15 protein-coding genes are annotated in these 13,657 nt (G+C 57.8%); 12 read left to right on the forward strand and 3 right to left on the reverse strand.

Annotation, left to right across the window (positions count from 1 at the left end; all coding sequences use genetic code 11):
* Nucleotides 1-3: 3 nt before the first annotated feature.
* On the reverse strand, nt 4-624 hold the full coding sequence (locus AC097L_RS15455; RefSeq protein ID WP_479587426.1) for a hypothetical protein: 621 nt from the start codon (nt 622-624) through the stop codon (nt 4-6).
* 164 nt (nt 625-788) lie between these two features.
* Here AC097L_RS15455 and AC097L_RS15460 point away from each other — a divergent pair, with 164 nt between their 5' ends.
* The 8 genes from AC097L_RS15460 (at nt 789) to AC097L_RS15495 (ending at nt 7,674) form a co-directional block, all read left to right on the forward strand.
* Entirely contained in the window at nt 789-1,181 is a 393-nt protein-coding gene (locus tag AC097L_RS15460; RefSeq protein WP_479587427.1) for a transcriptional regulator GutM, read from the forward strand.
* A gap of 78 nt (nt 1,182-1,259) precedes the next feature.
* Nucleotides 1,260-1,814 carry a PTS glucitol/sorbitol transporter subunit IIC gene (srlA, locus tag AC097L_RS15465; RefSeq protein ID WP_479587428.1) on the forward strand — a complete coding sequence of 185 codons (555 nt, stop codon included), beginning with the start codon at nt 1,260-1,262 and terminating at the stop codon, nt 1,812-1,814.
* A gap of 33 nt (nt 1,815-1,847) precedes the next feature.
* A complete protein-coding gene (srlE, locus tag AC097L_RS15470; RefSeq protein ID WP_479587429.1) occupies nt 1,848-2,846 on the forward strand; it encodes a PTS glucitol/sorbitol transporter subunit IIB in 999 nt (332 codons plus the stop codon).
* 86 nt (nt 2,847-2,932) lie between these two features.
* Complete coding sequence (locus AC097L_RS15475) at nt 2,933-3,310, forward strand: PTS glucitol/sorbitol transporter subunit IIA (RefSeq protein ID WP_479587430.1); 378 nt, start codon at nt 2,933-2,935, stop codon at nt 3,308-3,310.
* Nucleotides 3,311-3,432: 122 nt separating this feature from the next.
* Nucleotides 3,433-5,406 (forward strand): phosphoenolpyruvate--protein phosphotransferase, encoded by a 1,974-nt coding sequence (ptsP, locus tag AC097L_RS15480; RefSeq protein WP_479587431.1) that lies wholly within the window; start codon nt 3,433-3,435, stop codon nt 5,404-5,406.
* Between the two features lie 79 nt (nt 5,407-5,485).
* Entirely contained in the window at nt 5,486-6,175 is a 690-nt protein-coding gene (locus AC097L_RS15485; RefSeq protein WP_479587432.1) for an HAD family hydrolase, read from the forward strand.
* Nucleotides 6,176-6,215: 40 nt separating this feature from the next.
* Nucleotides 6,216-6,815, forward strand: a complete 600-nt coding sequence (locus tag AC097L_RS15490) for an SIS domain-containing protein (protein WP_479587433.1) — start codon at nt 6,216-6,218, stop codon at nt 6,813-6,815.
* A gap of 106 nt (nt 6,816-6,921) precedes the next feature.
* The gene (locus AC097L_RS15495; RefSeq protein WP_479587434.1) at nt 6,922-7,674 is read left to right on the forward strand and encodes a hypothetical protein; all 753 of its coding nucleotides are present in this window, start codon (nt 6,922-6,924) and stop codon (nt 7,672-7,674) included.
* A gap of 18 nt (nt 7,675-7,692) precedes the next feature.
* On the opposite strand, the gene ftsY is transcribed toward AC097L_RS15495, so the two are convergent.
* Entirely contained in the window at nt 7,693-8,745 is a 1,053-nt protein-coding gene (gene ftsY, locus AC097L_RS15500) for a signal recognition particle-docking protein FtsY (RefSeq protein WP_479587435.1), read from the reverse strand.
* 28 nt (nt 8,746-8,773) lie between these two features.
* Here ftsY and AC097L_RS15505 point away from each other — a divergent pair, with 28 nt between their 5' ends.
* From AC097L_RS15505 to coaD, 4 genes are read left to right on the forward strand one after another with little or no spacing between them, the layout of a single operon-like run.
* On the forward strand, nt 8,774-10,168 hold the full coding sequence (locus AC097L_RS15505) for a M16 family metallopeptidase (protein ID WP_479587436.1): 1,395 nt from the start codon (nt 8,774-8,776) through the stop codon (nt 10,166-10,168).
* Complete coding sequence (locus tag AC097L_RS15510) at nt 10,168-11,523, forward strand: M16 family metallopeptidase (protein ID WP_479587437.1); 1,356 nt, start codon at nt 10,168-10,170, stop codon at nt 11,521-11,523. The genes AC097L_RS15505 and AC097L_RS15510 overlap by 1 nt, the downstream gene beginning before the upstream one ends.
* A gap of 5 nt (nt 11,524-11,528) precedes the next feature.
* Nucleotides 11,529-12,191 carry a 16S rRNA (guanine(966)-N(2))-methyltransferase RsmD gene (gene rsmD, locus AC097L_RS15515; RefSeq protein WP_479587438.1) on the forward strand — a complete coding sequence of 221 codons (663 nt, stop codon included), beginning with the start codon at nt 11,529-11,531 and terminating at the stop codon, nt 12,189-12,191.
* Entirely contained in the window at nt 12,188-12,682 is a 495-nt protein-coding gene (gene coaD / locus AC097L_RS15520; protein WP_479587439.1) for a pantetheine-phosphate adenylyltransferase, read from the forward strand. Before rsmD ends, coaD begins: the two co-directional genes overlap by 4 nt.
* A 183-nt stretch (nt 12,683-12,865) precedes the next feature.
* Here coaD and AC097L_RS15525 read toward each other — a convergent pair whose 3' ends face one another.
* On the reverse strand, nt 12,866-13,570 hold the full coding sequence (locus tag AC097L_RS15525; RefSeq protein ID WP_479587440.1) for an alpha/beta fold hydrolase: 705 nt from the start codon (nt 13,568-13,570) through the stop codon (nt 12,866-12,868).
* Nucleotides 13,571-13,657: the final 87 nt, after the last annotated feature.

Genomic DNA, 13,657 nt, shown 5'->3' on the forward strand with positions numbered 1-13,657 from the left:
TGTCTAAGATGGACCAAGGCTGCGCCGCTCTGAAGCGAGGCGCATTGCCGGCCGGTTCATGGCGGCCATTGGGGTTTCCCATACGGGTGGAAGCCCAAGGAACAAGTCTAAAAATGCGATGGGTGAGTAAGCATCGTTCCTGGCATTTTCGTGAAAACTATCCCAATGCCGCTGGATCAAATCCATGTTGACTAAAAGTGGCTTTGCACCTAGGTGTAGCCTCCAACTTTCCAGGATGGTCAAGGTTAGGCACAACAAAATTTTGTCTTCGGGCCATTTCAAGGTCTGCTGCGAGACGGGGCCACCGCCACGGTCGGGCGCTTTATTTTCAATCACGGAAATAGGATGGGATCGAATGAAGCTTGTCAGCAAAATGCCGCAGGCATAGTGCGCATAGTCCACTGGGTCCAGCTGCGACAAGTCTTGGCTGTTATGTGTATAGCCAACCCAATGGAAGAAGGCATCCGCTAAATCGCTACTGCGAAGCTCGCATCGAACGTTCAATCGTTGCGCAATCAGCACCAGGCATTCGCTCGCCGATGTCTTGAACCACGTCCAGCTTACGAAGCGACTTTGAAGGTCAGGCAGCTTCGCCCATTCAGCCGCTAATTTTGATTCGATCATGTGTTACTCCTCCGCAATTCTATGGGTTCTCGGCTTTTTTAAGGGTATACCCCAGCCATGAACATATTTACTATTTAAAGAACAAATGTATCATTATTGGCAACAAGCATCTTCAGATCGAGGTGCAAGATACGGTCCGTAAAAGCTAAAACCAGGAGACCTCTATGGGGTTCACACAGTCAGCCTTGTCATTATTGTTCGTGTTCTGGGTACTTCAATCGGCCGGGGCCTGGGTGCAATGGCGCCATTACCAGCAATCGGTTGCAGGCCAGCGCGCAACCTGGAAGCAAGGGTATTTGGGAGTGGGTAAATCCCGCAGAAAATTTGGATTCGGGGCCGTCGCCATGGTGGTTGTGTCGTCCGAGATGCAGGTGAAAAAATTGCAGGTGATGAGTGGCATGTCCATCTTTGCCCGATTCAAGGATATTGCCGCATACGAGGGGCTCACACTGGATGCCCTCGAGTCATCCCTGAAATCCAAAAAACCCAATGATCAACCTTCAAAAGCTATTTATCAAGCAATACAGAGGATTCGGGAGGTGCAAAAAAAATCCTAGTAACTTACCCATCCAGATAGCAGTCGAAGGTCATGAAGCTTTTCGGTAAATTAAATTAAATTCTAAAGGAGACAAAAAATGGAAGCATTCGAATTTCTCGCCCGGGGTGCTGAGGCATTCATCGGAGTATTTAACGCAGGTGGAAAAACTTTTGTTGGTTTTGTAACTGGAATCCTCCCAACATTGATCGTTTTGTTGACGGCCGTATACGCCATTATTGAGCTTGTCGGTGAACAACGGGTGCACCGCTTGGCGCGGTTTGCGGCAGGCAATGTGTTCACGCGCTACACCGTACTACCCTTGTTGGCTATGTTTTTTTTAACAAACCCCATGGCATACACCTTTGGTATGTTTGTAGAGGAAAAGCATAAACCAGCGTTCTACGATTCAGCGGTATCGCTCTGCCATCCCATTACCGGTTTGTTTCCGCATGCCAATCCAGGTGAGCTTTTTGTATGGTTAGGTGTTGCGACGGCTATTACCAAGCTGGCAGAAACAGGCCATGCTCCATTTTCTGTAGCCAAACTGGCATTGGCTTATTTCATTGTGGGGCTTTTCGTTAATTTACTTAAAGGCATGGTTACGGAATGGTTAACTGGCATTATCGCAAAGCGTGAAGGTATCACTTTATAAATACCTGCCATCAATAATAACAAGGAGACACATATGAGTTTCAATAAGATATTTAAGTCGGTCAAAGTAAGCCGTGGCAGCGCCGGTTGGGGCGGTCCGCTGGTAATTACACCTACCGCGCAGCGCGACAAGATTGTGGCCGTCACGGGAGGAGAAATTCCCGAGATTGCCAAGAGGCTGGCCGAGATGACAGGCGCAACTGTCGTGGATGGATTCCGTAATCCGCCACCAGAAAGCGAAATTGCTGCTGTCATCGTGGATTGCGGCGGCACTGCGCGGTGTGGCGTTTATCCTCGCAAGCGCATTCCAACCATCAACACCAATTCAGTTGGCCAGTCAGGTCCCTTGGCTCAGTTTATTACCGAAGACATCTATGTTTCGGGCGTAAGCGCGAGCAACCTTTCCTTTGCGGATGGCTCGGAAATACCGGTGTCGGCATCCACAGGCCACGCCCAGCCCCCAGCAGCGGCACGCCCTGCCAGGGAAGAAGCGGCACAAGGTGGAATGATCGGATTCATTACCCTGATTGGTCGAAAAATGGGCGGGGTTGTGGGCGTCTTGTTCAACAGTGGGCGCAAGTCGATTGACCAGGTGATTCGCAACGTTTTGCCCTTCATGGCCTTCGTGACCATGTTAATTGGAGTTATTACTACGACAGGTTTTGGCAATGTACTGGCGCACTTGCTGGAGCCGTTGGCCGGTAATGTCATTGGTTTACTGGTTCTTTCCGCAATATGTGGGCTGCCATTTCTCTCACCCATTCTGGGGCCAGGGGCGGTTATTGCACAGGTCATTGGTGCGGCCATCATTGGTCCTGCGATTGCAAGTGGCACTATTCCCCCGGCCATGGCGCTACCCGCACTGTTTGCCTACGACACACAAGTTGGATGTGATTTTGTTCCGGTGGGTATGGCTCTGGGAGAGGCCCAGCCGGAAACTATCAGAATCGGGGTCCCTGCTGTGCTGATTTCCCGGCAAATCATGGGCCCAGTTTCGGTGTTGATTGCGTGGGTAGCCAGCTTCGCACTTTAATTTACCAAGACTTACGCAAAATTCTCTTTGCGCCTTAAGGGGGCACAGAGGGCGCTGCGTAAGTCTTATTTAGATCGGATAACGAGATGATTTACTACAGAACCATTTTTACTGAAATTGGAGAGGAAGTTGCGGATCTTATTGATGGCGGAGTTTTGATTCTTTATGCGCATGGAGCACCCCCGGCTTTGGCCGAAGTGTCGGCGTTGCATAAAGTACAAGATGAAGCGGTGGGTTCCGCGCCGTCTGTAGGCTCAGTTATCAAGCTAGGTAATTTAGAGACAAAGATAACAGCGATTGGTGAAACAGCGTGGCACAAAGTGAAAGAGTTAGGCCATGTTGTGATTAACTTTAATGCCTCCCATACAGCTGAAAGACCTGGGGAAATTTGTGTTAAATCACTTGATTTGAGTGAGGTTAAAACCACTGTGAGTAAAGGCTGCCTGCTGATTATTGAAGACTAAAGTCTTTAAAAAATAACTGAATTTCATTTACCTGCGAGATTTATGTTGCACCCATCGATGATGCCCTCTGGTAATCCAAAGGGTTTTGCATAAATCCTGACTTATAGATTATCCAAAGCACCATGATTGAAACAAGCACCACCGTGCGCGTAATCGAAGGTCTACACACCCGACCTGCTGCACAAATGGCCAAATTGATGAAAAAATTTGGCTGTAGTGTTGATTTGGTTTGCCGAGGCAAGACCGCAAGCGCAAAAAGTTCTGTCAAGCTGATGCTTCTTCAGGTTAAAGAGGGTGAAGATGTTTTGCTTCGTGCCGATGGAGAAGAGGAACAAGAAGCCATCGCGCATTTAGTCCGATGCTTGGATGACCCGCAATTCGGAATGAGCTTCGACCAGACACACGCTGCGGTGCTAGCGCCTTCGCCATCCAGTGCGGTAGTTGATACGCGCGGTGACACGCACATTTGCGAAGGACTTAAGGGAATCGCCGGTAGCCGTGGTACGGCTTTAGGACCGGCACATGTCTACTTTCCACAGAAGCTGGTGGCTGATCGCCAGGTGATTGCCGAACACGAGATTCCCGGTGAACTGAATCGTTTCCGGACCGTATTGGCCGGGTTGGAGGCCAGGCTTTCCATCCACAGCACTGGCCATGTTGAAGGACCAGCGGCACAACAAGACCGGGCAATTATCCAGGCTCTGATTGAAGTTGCACAAGACGAGGAATACGTTGGGGCCATCATTCGGGGCATAGAGGGCCGGGGCGATGCCGGCGCAGTTACGTTGCGTGTAGGTGAAGTATTGGCTGCAACATTTTCGGCAATGACCGACGATTACATGCGTGCCAGAGCCGAAGACGTTCGTGGTGTGACAAGGCAATTGGCTGCAGCCTTGCTTGGCCAGTCGTTGCCAGACCTTTCTAACATTCCCCCCGCATCGGTACTGGTGGCTAATGATTTAAGTGCATGGGAGTTTTCTAAAGTACCCATTGCCAATGTGGCCGGACTCGTTTGCATGGGGGGAGCGGCAACATCCCATGTCGCCATCATGGCCCGAACGCATGGCATACCGGCAGTATTGGGTGTTCCCCTTTCGGAAGAAGAGTTGCATGCCATCCAGTACCTGGCTGTAGACGGCGATCACGGGGAGGTCATCGTCAATCCGAATGAGGTCCAAAGGGCGCAGTTCAAGGCAAGAATGGTCGAAGAAGAGCTGGCCCGCAAAGGTCTATCCGCTTTTCGAGATGTCCATCCTTGCACCAAAGATGGCCGCCAGATCGACATTGCCGCCAACTTGGGGTCTTTGGGTGAAATTGCTTTGGCCCAAAAGGCGGGAGCGAAAGGTGTTGGGCTTTTCCGAACCGAATTGCTTTTTATGCAAGGCAGGAGCCTCCCACAGGAAGATGAGCAGGCCCAGGTCTACCTTGCCCTGGCAAATGCCTTCCACCCGCACCCGGTCATTATTCGCACGCTGGATATTGGTGGTGACAAGCCTGTAGCGGGTATAGATTTCCCCCGGGAAGAAAATCCCTTTCTGGGTTGGCGAGGTGTCCGAATGTGCCTGGATCGCCCCGAAATATTCAAGCCACAGTTGCGTGCTCTATTGCGTGCCGCCGTGGCTGGAAACGTCAAGGTCATGATCCCCATGATCAGTGATTTGAGTGAGGTTCGTCGTGTACGCGAGTTGATTTCGGCATGCCAAGCAGAGCTGCAAAGCGAGGCTGTTGATTACGCCATGTTCGAGTTGGGCATCATGATTGAGACGCCGGCTGCAGTGCTGCAGGCCGATGCGCTGGCGGCCGAGGTCAGCTTCTTCTCAATTGGAACGAATGACCTGACCCAATATATTATGGCCACCGACCGCGCAAATGCACAGATTGCGTCACTTTACCGTACCGAGCATCCTGCTGTGCTCAAGGCCATTGAATTGACCTGTCAAGCTGCGAAAAGGGCCGGAATCTGGGTTGGCATCTGCGGAGAAGCTGCTGCAAACCCAGAGTTAATACCGCAGTTTGTGGCGATGGGAGTGACAGAGCTGAGTATGAGCCCAGCATCTATTCTCAGCTCCAAAAAAATAATTTCTGAGATCTCATGAATTGAATATGCCCCGCTTCGGGGCATATTCAATTTTGAATCTATAAAGCTATTACCTGTAACTTAAGTTTTAATTTTCAATGCAAGCTGTCAACACAAACCTTAAATTTCCATTTTGTCTGCTAAGTGATTGTGACGGCGTCATTGTGGACAGTGAAAAAATTGCCGATGCCATCATGCTGGAAGTACTGCAAGCGGTATTTAAAACTGATGACCTGCAAGCGCATATAAAAGATATGTTTGGCAGACGCATCGTGGATATTATTATTTTGCTTGAAAATAAACTGGGTGTTCATTTAAGTGCAGAGAAGCGTGCATTGGTGCAAATGGACATTGATACCCGGGTTTGCCATGAGGCCCCAGGAATGCCGCATGTGAAAGAAATATACGAGTCTCTTGGTATTCCGATTGGCATCGTCTCCAACAGTGCGCCGCCGAGGTTGCATTTTTCGGTGCAGCGTGCTGGGCTGGCGGGTTTGGTTGGATCCAACATGTTCAGCGGCGATGAGGTTCAGCGGCCCAAGCCTGCACCCGATGTCTACCTCCATGCTGCACGCGCCATGGGTTTCGCCCCGGATGAATGCCTGGTCATTGAGGATAGTGTGACGGGGGTGACAGCGGCCAAGGATGCGGGAATGCGGGTGCTGGGCTTTCTAGGCGGAGGGCATATCCGCGCCGACCATGCTGAAATGCTCACCAAGGCAGGGGTGCACAAATTGTTCGACAATATGGAAGATCTGCCCCACGTTATCGCAAGCCTCGGTGTGTAGGTGGGTATGCGAAAAAGAAGCTTCAACCAACACACTAGCAATGATCACTCACATTGAATCCAGCCTGCGGGAAGCGCAAGTTGCCCTTGCCAACCTCTTGCAAAACCAAGAGGCCCTGCAGAACGTCGCCAAAGCGGCTGAAGCCATTATTGAAGCGTTTGAGACAAAGGGGCGTGTATTTTCCTGTGGCAATGGTGGCTCCATGTGTGATGCCATGCACTTTGCCGAGGAATTAACCGGGCGGTATCGGCTGGATCGGCCTGCGCTGCCTGCCATTGCCATCAGTGACGCAAGCCACATGAGCTGTGTGGGCAATGATCTGGGCTACGAACGGGTTTTTTCGCGCTATCTCGAAGCGCATGGCCGCACCGGCGACTGTTTGCTGGCCATCACGACCAGTGGCACGAGTAAGAACGTGATCAGAGCGGTAAAAGCGGCAAAAGCTTTGAATATGAAAGTTATTGCGCTTACAGGCAGGCGCAACCCGGAGCTTGAGGCACTTAGCGATGTGTATGTGTGTACCCCTGGCGGCCAGTTTGCCGACCGCGTGCAGGAACTGCACATCAAGGTTTTGCACATTCTTATTGAGCTGATTGAAAGGCATTTCTTTCCACAGAATTACGCCACCAACGTATCGTAAAAAGCACATTGGGTTCTCTAGAAAATACAGAGCCACCAGAAAACATCCGCCGCAAGAATGGGTTGCCTCCGGCTTTGCGCCGTTGATCGAAGGCAGAATCGCCCGCATGTCCCTTCGTCTTTATCCGCTGTTTTTATCAATGTGTTGGATTCTGTGTAGTGCGGCCTGGGCTGCACCCGATGTCTCTGCCAGCAAAGACATGCAGGTCGTACAGCGCATCGACGACGTGCTGGTGGGCGTGGACGCGGTGTCGCTTGCCATCATCGAGCGCCGTTTTGTGGTCGGCAGCTATTTTTTGATCAATCTGCACCAACCCAGCCCGGTGGCGGGCACGGCCGAGTTCGTGGCCGACTGCCAAGGCCCGCTGCGCTTGGCCACGCTCGCATCTAGCCTGCCTTCGGGCTCGCTCCAAACTGAAATTCCGCTTTTGCAGCGCCGTGCCACGGCTTTGGACATTGATAGCCTTGCGTTTGCCCCGGTGCACATGCTGGACGGCAGCTGGATGGTGGCCGAATTTGCCTGCCGCAGCACCAGCCAGCCCGGCCGCGCCCGCCAGATCGCCCGGGAGTTGCTGGAAAAAGGGGGGCCGCCCGATATGCGGAGCCTATGGTGCGACCTGCAGGCCGATGGCAGCACCCAAACCCGGCGTGGTGCAGAGCTGCGTTTTAGTGCCTCGGATGACGCGGTGGCCGTGCAGACGCAGTGGCTGAGTTCGGGCTTTGTGAGTGATACCGAGGTGGTGTTTGGCAGCGGTGCTCAATGGATCGTGGACCGCCAGGCAAGCCGGGCGCGGCTGTTGGGAGCGGGTGGCGCGCTGCTCTTTGTAGGTGCTTGCCACAGCACGCCGCCCGCGCCCTGAGTGGGTAGGTGGGCGGGCTCAGGCCAGCAGGGCCTGGGCAAATTCCCGTGCGTTGAAGGTCTCCAGGTCTTCCAGCTGCTCGCCTACGCCGATGAAGTACACCGGTATCGGCCGCTCCTGCGCAATCGCGGCCAGCACGCCGCCCTTGGCCGTGCCGTCCAGCTTGGTGACGATCAGGCCGGTGAGTTGGATGGCATCGTCAAAAATCTTCACTTGGCTCACCGCGTTTTGGCCGGTGTTGCCGTCGATCACCAGCAGTACTTCATGGGGCGCGCTGGCATCGGCCTTGTTAACTACACGGCGGATCTTCTTCAGCTCTTCCATCAGATGCAGCTGGGTCGGCAGGCGACCGGCGGTATCCACCAGCACCACGTCCTTGCCGCGCGCCTTGCCCGCGCTCACCGAATCGAACGCTACCGAGGCCGGGTCGCCGCCTTCCTGGCTGACGATTTCCACCGTGTTGCGGTCGGCCCACACACCCAGCTGCTCGCGGGCAGCGGCACGGAAGGTGTCGGCCGCTGCTAGCAAAACACTAGCACCTGATGCAGACAAGTGGCGCGTAAGTTTGCCAATGGACGTAGTTTTACCCGCGCCGTTCACGCCGGTGACCATGATCACCGTAGGCGTGTACTGGCCGATCACCAGGGCTTTTTCCAGCGGGGTGAGCAGGGCGGTGATGGACTCGACCAGCAGCGCCTTGACGGCCTGCGGCTCGGTGGCCTTGGCGGCTTTGACGCGCTGCTTCAGGTCGGCCAGCAGAAACTGTGTTGCCTTCACACCGGTGTCGGCCATCAACAGCGCGTCCTCCAGCTCTTCGTACAGCGCGTCGTCGATCTGCGTGCCGGTGAAGACGGTGGCGATGCTGGAGCCGGTTTTGCGCAGGCCGTTTTTGAGCTTGTCCATCCAGCCGGACCGAGGCGCTTCAGGGGCAGCGGGTGCCCCGGGCTCTTCTATCAAAGCAGGTTTGGCGGCAAACGGGTTGCGCAGCCAGCCCGTGGCAGGGGCAACAACCTCCGGTGCAGGGGCCGCAATTTCGGGGGGGGAAGGTTTTTTCTTGAAAAAGCTGAACATTTGGTGGGTTCTTAGAATCAGCCATTCTATGAAACGTCTACTTTTCCCGTTTTTCGCTCTGTTCAGCGCCGTAGCGGGTGCCCAGACCACGCCCTCCCAGCCCACCCGGTGCGATCTGCCCAACGGTATGGCGGTCATCGTCCAGCCCGACCACCGGGCCCCCACCGCCGTGCAAATGCTGTGGGTGCGCGTGGGCTCCATGGACGAGGTGGACGGCACGTCGGGCGTGGCCCACATTCTGGAACACATGCTATTCAAAGGCACGCCCAGCCTGGCACCGGGCGAGTTCTCGCGCCGGGTGGCGGCCCTGGGCGGGCGGGAAAATGCGTTCACCGCCAAAGACAACACCGGCTACTACCAGCAAATTCCGGCAGGCAAGCTCGAAGCGGTGATGCAGCTGGAAGCCGACCGCTTTGCCCACAACCAGTGGTCGAATGAAGAATTCAAGCGCGAACTGGAGGTGGTGAAGGAAGAGCGCCGCATGCGCACCGAAGATTCACCGCGCTCCTTGATGAGCGAGGCCATGCTGGCCACCGTCTTCACCGCATCTCCCTACCGCCGCCCGGTGGTGGGCTGGATGAGCGACCTGGAGGCCATGACCCCGGACGACGCCCGCGCCTTCTACCAACGCTGGTACACCCCGGCCAACGCCGCCGTGGTGGTTGCAGGCGATGTGGACCCGGCCCAGGTTTGCCAGTGGGCGGCCAAGTACTACGGCAGCATCCCGGCCCGCCCGGTACCCTTGCGCAAGCCCCGGCTGGAGCCCGCACAGGCTGGCACCAAGCGCCTGGATTTCAAAGCCCAGGCCGAGCAGGCGGTGGTCTCACTGGCCTTCAAGGTGCCCGGTTTAACTATGGACATGGGGCCCGACAGCGACGACGCGCTGGCCCTGACCGTGCTGGCCGCCGTGCTGGACGGCTACAGCGGTGCCCGGCTGGAGCGCGCCCTGACGCAAGACCACGGCCAGGCCGGTGGCCCGGTGGCCGACAGCGCCGGGGCTTACAACGGCCTAGTCGGGCGTGGTCCGCAGCTCTTCATGCTCGAAGGCGTGCCCGCCGCAGGCCACAGCGCCGCGCAGGTCGAAGCCGCCTTGCGTGCCCAAATTACCCTGGTGGTGCAAAAAGGCGTGACCGAGGCCGAGCTGAACCGCGTCAAAACCCAGTGGGTGTCCAGCGCTGTCTACAAGCTCGACTCGGTGATGAACCAGGCCCGCGAACTGGGTAGCAACTGGGTGCAAGGCCTGCCGCTGGACGCGAACGACCGCCTGATCGCCCGGCTGCGCGGCATCAGCGCCGCCCAGGTGCAGGCTGTGGCGGCCAGATACTTTGGCGACGACCAGCTCACGGTGGCCACGCTGCTGCCCCAGCCGCTGGACCCCAACCGCAAGAAACCCCGTTCTATCCCTCTGGGGGAGCTGCGCTGATGCTTACTATCAAAAAAATAGCTACTCGTGTAGGTTTTATATGCGCTAGCGGCCTCTTTTACTTGAATTCTGCGCTGGCGGGTATTCCTATCCAGCATTGGGTTCAGCCCAGTGGCGCGCAGGTCTACCTAGTGCACAGCCCGGCCATCCCCATGCTGGACGTGCAAATCGACTTCGATGCCGGCAGCCGCCGCGACCCGGCCGCGCAAGCCGGGCTGGCTGGGCTGACCGCAGGCATGGCCTCGGAAGGCGTGCGGGCCGTGGGCACAGCGCCCGCGCTGGACGAAAACGCGCTGGGCGAAGCCTGGGCAGACCTGGGTGCGTCGCTGGACAGCAGCGCCAGCACCGACCGCTTCAGCTTTTCGCTGCGCACCCTGACCTACCCTGATTTACTAGACAAGGCCGTGGCTCTGGCCGCCCGCCAGATCGGCGAGCCCGCCTTCAGCGACAGCCTGTGGCAGCGCGAACGCCAGCGCGTGGCTGCCCAGCTCAAGGAATCGGCCACCCGCCCCGCCACCGTGGCCGGGCGCGCGTTTGCCGCCGCGGTGTACGGCACGCACCCCTACGGTTACGAGCTGACCGCCGACACGCTGGCCCGCATTGGCGCGTCCGACATGCATGCCTTCTACGCCCGCAGCATCCTGCCCTGCCGCGCCACCGTCAGCCTGGTGGGTGCGGTAGACCGGGCGCAGGCCGATGCGCTGGTGACCCGGCTGCTGGCGCGCCTGCCGGCGACACCGTCCGGTACAGGCTGCACGCCCTTGCCTGCGGTGGCGGATGTGCAGCCGCTGGCAAGCAGCAGCGAGCAGCACATCCCCTTTGATGCCGCCCAGGCCCAGGTGCTGATCGGCCAGCCCGGTTACCCGCGCAGCGACCCGGCCTTCTTCGCCTTGCTGGTGGGCAACCACATCCTGGGCGGTGGCGGTTTCGGCTCGCGCCTGACCACCGAGGTGCGCGAAAAGCGCGGCTTGAGCTACAGCGTGTACAGCAGCTTCGCGCCCGCCCTGCACGCCGGGGCCTTCACCATCGGCCTGCAGACCCGGCCCGACCAGGCGAAACAGGCGATCCAGGTGGCCCAGGACGTGTTGAAGCGCTTCGTGGCCGACGGCCCTACCGCCGCAGAATTGCAGGCCGCCAAGGACAATTTGCAGGGCGGATTTGCGCTGCGCATCGACAGCAACCGCAAACTGCTCGACAACGTGGCTAACATCGCGTGGAACCATCTGCCGCTGGACTACCTGGACCACTGGACCGCACAGATAGAGCGCGTCACGCAAGCCGACATCCAGACGGCTTTTGCCCGTATCCTGCAACCCGAAAAAATGGCCACTGTGGTGGTCGGAGAAACCCCCTGAATCCTATGTCTACGTTGCAACGCCCCCCCAAAAAAGCCGCCAAAAGTAGCGCCAAAAGAACCAAACCCCGCCCGTCCGACCCGCATCCGGTGGGCGGCAAGCCCGGCGAGATCCGCATCATCGGCGGCGAATGGAAGCGCACCCGCCTCACCGTGGCCAGCAAGCCCGGCCTGCGCCCCACGCCCGACCGTGTGCGCGAAACCCTGTTCAACTGGCTGGGCCAGGACCTGACGGGCTGGCGCTGCGTGGACGTGTTTGCGGGCACCGGCGTGCTGGGCTTTGAAGCCGCATCGCGCGGCGCGGCCACCGTGCATTTGTTCGAGCAAGACCCGGCTCTGGTGGCCCAGCTCAAAACTACGCAAACCAAGCTACAGGCCAGCGCCACCCAGGTCCAGCGTGGCGACGGGGTGGCAGCGCTGCGACAACTAGCGGCGGGCAGCCTGGATTTGGTGTTTCTGGATCCGCCGTTTGAATCCGGCCTGTACGAACCCGCCCTGAACGCCGCCGCCAAAGTCGTGCAGGCCAATGGCTTCGTCTACCTGGAAGCCCCCGCCAAATGGACCGACGAGCTGCTGGCCCCGCTGGGCCTGCGGGTGCATCGCTACCTGAAGGCGGGCGCGGTCCATGCCCATTTGCTGCAACTGCTGACGGCAGCCGAAGCGCCATGACACCCTCCGTGATTGCGGTCTACCCCGGCACCTTCGACCCCATGACCCTGGGCCACGAGGACGTGGTGCGCCGCGCCACGCAGTTGTTCGACCATGTGATCGTCGCCGTGGCCGCCGGGCACCATAAAAAGACCCTGTTCAGCCTGGAGCAGCGGCTGGAGATGGTGCGCGAATCGGTCAAATCCTACCCGCAGGTGCAGGTAGAAAGCTTCAGCGGCCTGCTGCGCGATTTCGTGGTGGGCAAGGGGGCCAAAGCCATGGTCCGCGGCCTGCGCGCGGTGACCGACTTTGACTACGAATTTCAGCTGGCTGGCATGAACCGCACCCTGATGCCGGACGTGGAAACCGTCTTCCTCACGCCCAGCGACGGCTTCCAGTTTGTATCGAGCACCTTTGTGCGCGAGATTGCCCTGCTGGGCGGCGAGGTGCACAAGTTTGTGTCGCCATTTGTGCTGGAAAAACTGGCCGAAAAAGTGCGCGAACGCGCTTGATTGAGCACACCCCCAGGCTACAGAGCTGTGCACTTTTCGCCCACCCTCTTGCAGGGGGCAACACCCGTGGCCCGGCGAAGCCGGTTCCACGGTGTTTCTGGAAGGGGTGTCTTTACGGGGAATATGCTTTTTAGGTCGCTAGCGCTTATACCGCCTGCAGTTTAAGCTATTTAAAATATAGCATCACAGTTTCAACCGTCCCAGCCAGTCCAGCAGCACGGCGTTGACTTCTTCCGGCTGCTCCATGGTCAGCATGTGGCCGCAGCGGGGCAGCAGGTGCAGTTCTGCGCCGGGCACCAAGCTGGCGATTTCTTCGGAGAGCTTGGGCGGCGTCAGCAGGTCTTTGTCGCCGCACAGCACCAGGGTCGGGCAGTGCACGGTAGCCAGGTGCAGGCGTGCATCGGGCCGGTCCGCCAGGGCGCGGTTTTGCTGTATCCACAGGGCTGGCGGGGTGCGCAGCACCATGTCTTTGTAGCGCTGCAGGTCGCTCTTGTCACTGGGGTGCGTGGGCGAGAACGCCATGGCGGCGGTGGCGCGCACACATTCGGCCAGGCGGCCTGCTTCCACCATCTGGATGGCGGTCTCGCGCTGCGCCCTGTGATGCGCCAGCTCGGGCCGGGCGCTGGTGCCCAGCAGGGCCAGGGCGCGGATGCGCTCAGGGGCTTGGCGCACGGCTTCCATGGCGATGATGCCGCCCATGGAGGCACCGCACAGCACCAGTTCGCCAGGGTGATTGCGTAATACTGCCTGGGCCATGTCCTCAATGCGGGTGTGGTGCGCCAGCACGTCGGCCACCGTGGCGCGCCAGGCGGGCGGCATGGCGGCCAGCTGGTCTTGCCACATATGGGCATCGGTGGCCAGGCCGGGAATAAATACAAGTTGGTACATGGGAGAGTCTTGGAAGACCCAATTTGGGCCTATGCTGGCTGGGTTTAATGTGAAAGAACTTTCATGGCTCGCAGTGCTCTACACCCG

It is taken from the genome of Rhodoferax sp. RT5P35 (assembly GCF_056521385.1).

Coding starts and splice junctions, on each gene's coding strand:
- AC097L_RS15455 (WP_479587426.1), bottom strand. CDS start 624: ATGATCGAATCAAAATTAGCGGCTGAATGGGCGAAGCTGCCTGACCTT.
- AC097L_RS15460 (WP_479587427.1), top strand. CDS start 789: ATGGGGTTCACACAGTCAGCCTTGTCATTATTGTTCGTGTTCTGGGTA.
- srlA (WP_479587428.1), top strand. CDS start 1,260: ATGGAAGCATTCGAATTTCTCGCCCGGGGTGCTGAGGCATTCATCGGA.
- srlE (WP_479587429.1), top strand. CDS start 1,848: ATGAGTTTCAATAAGATATTTAAGTCGGTCAAAGTAAGCCGTGGCAGC.
- AC097L_RS15475 (WP_479587430.1), top strand. CDS start 2,933: ATGATTTACTACAGAACCATTTTTACTGAAATTGGAGAGGAAGTTGCG.
- ptsP (WP_479587431.1), top strand. CDS start 3,433: ATGATTGAAACAAGCACCACCGTGCGCGTAATCGAAGGTCTACACACC.
- AC097L_RS15485 (WP_479587432.1), top strand. CDS start 5,486: ATGCAAGCTGTCAACACAAACCTTAAATTTCCATTTTGTCTGCTAAGT.
- AC097L_RS15490 (WP_479587433.1), top strand. CDS start 6,216: ATGATCACTCACATTGAATCCAGCCTGCGGGAAGCGCAAGTTGCCCTT.
- AC097L_RS15495 (WP_479587434.1), top strand. CDS start 6,922: ATGTCCCTTCGTCTTTATCCGCTGTTTTTATCAATGTGTTGGATTCTG.
- ftsY (WP_479587435.1), bottom strand. CDS start 8,745: ATGTTCAGCTTTTTCAAGAAAAAACCTTCCCCCCCCGAAATTGCGGCC.
- AC097L_RS15505 (WP_479587436.1), top strand. CDS start 8,774: ATGAAACGTCTACTTTTCCCGTTTTTCGCTCTGTTCAGCGCCGTAGCG.
- AC097L_RS15510 (WP_479587437.1), top strand. CDS start 10,168: ATGCTTACTATCAAAAAAATAGCTACTCGTGTAGGTTTTATATGCGCT.
- rsmD (WP_479587438.1), top strand. CDS start 11,529: ATGTCTACGTTGCAACGCCCCCCCAAAAAAGCCGCCAAAAGTAGCGCC.
- coaD (WP_479587439.1), top strand. CDS start 12,188: ATGACACCCTCCGTGATTGCGGTCTACCCCGGCACCTTCGACCCCATG.
- AC097L_RS15525 (WP_479587440.1), bottom strand. CDS start 13,570: ATGTACCAACTTGTATTTATTCCCGGCCTGGCCACCGATGCCCATATG.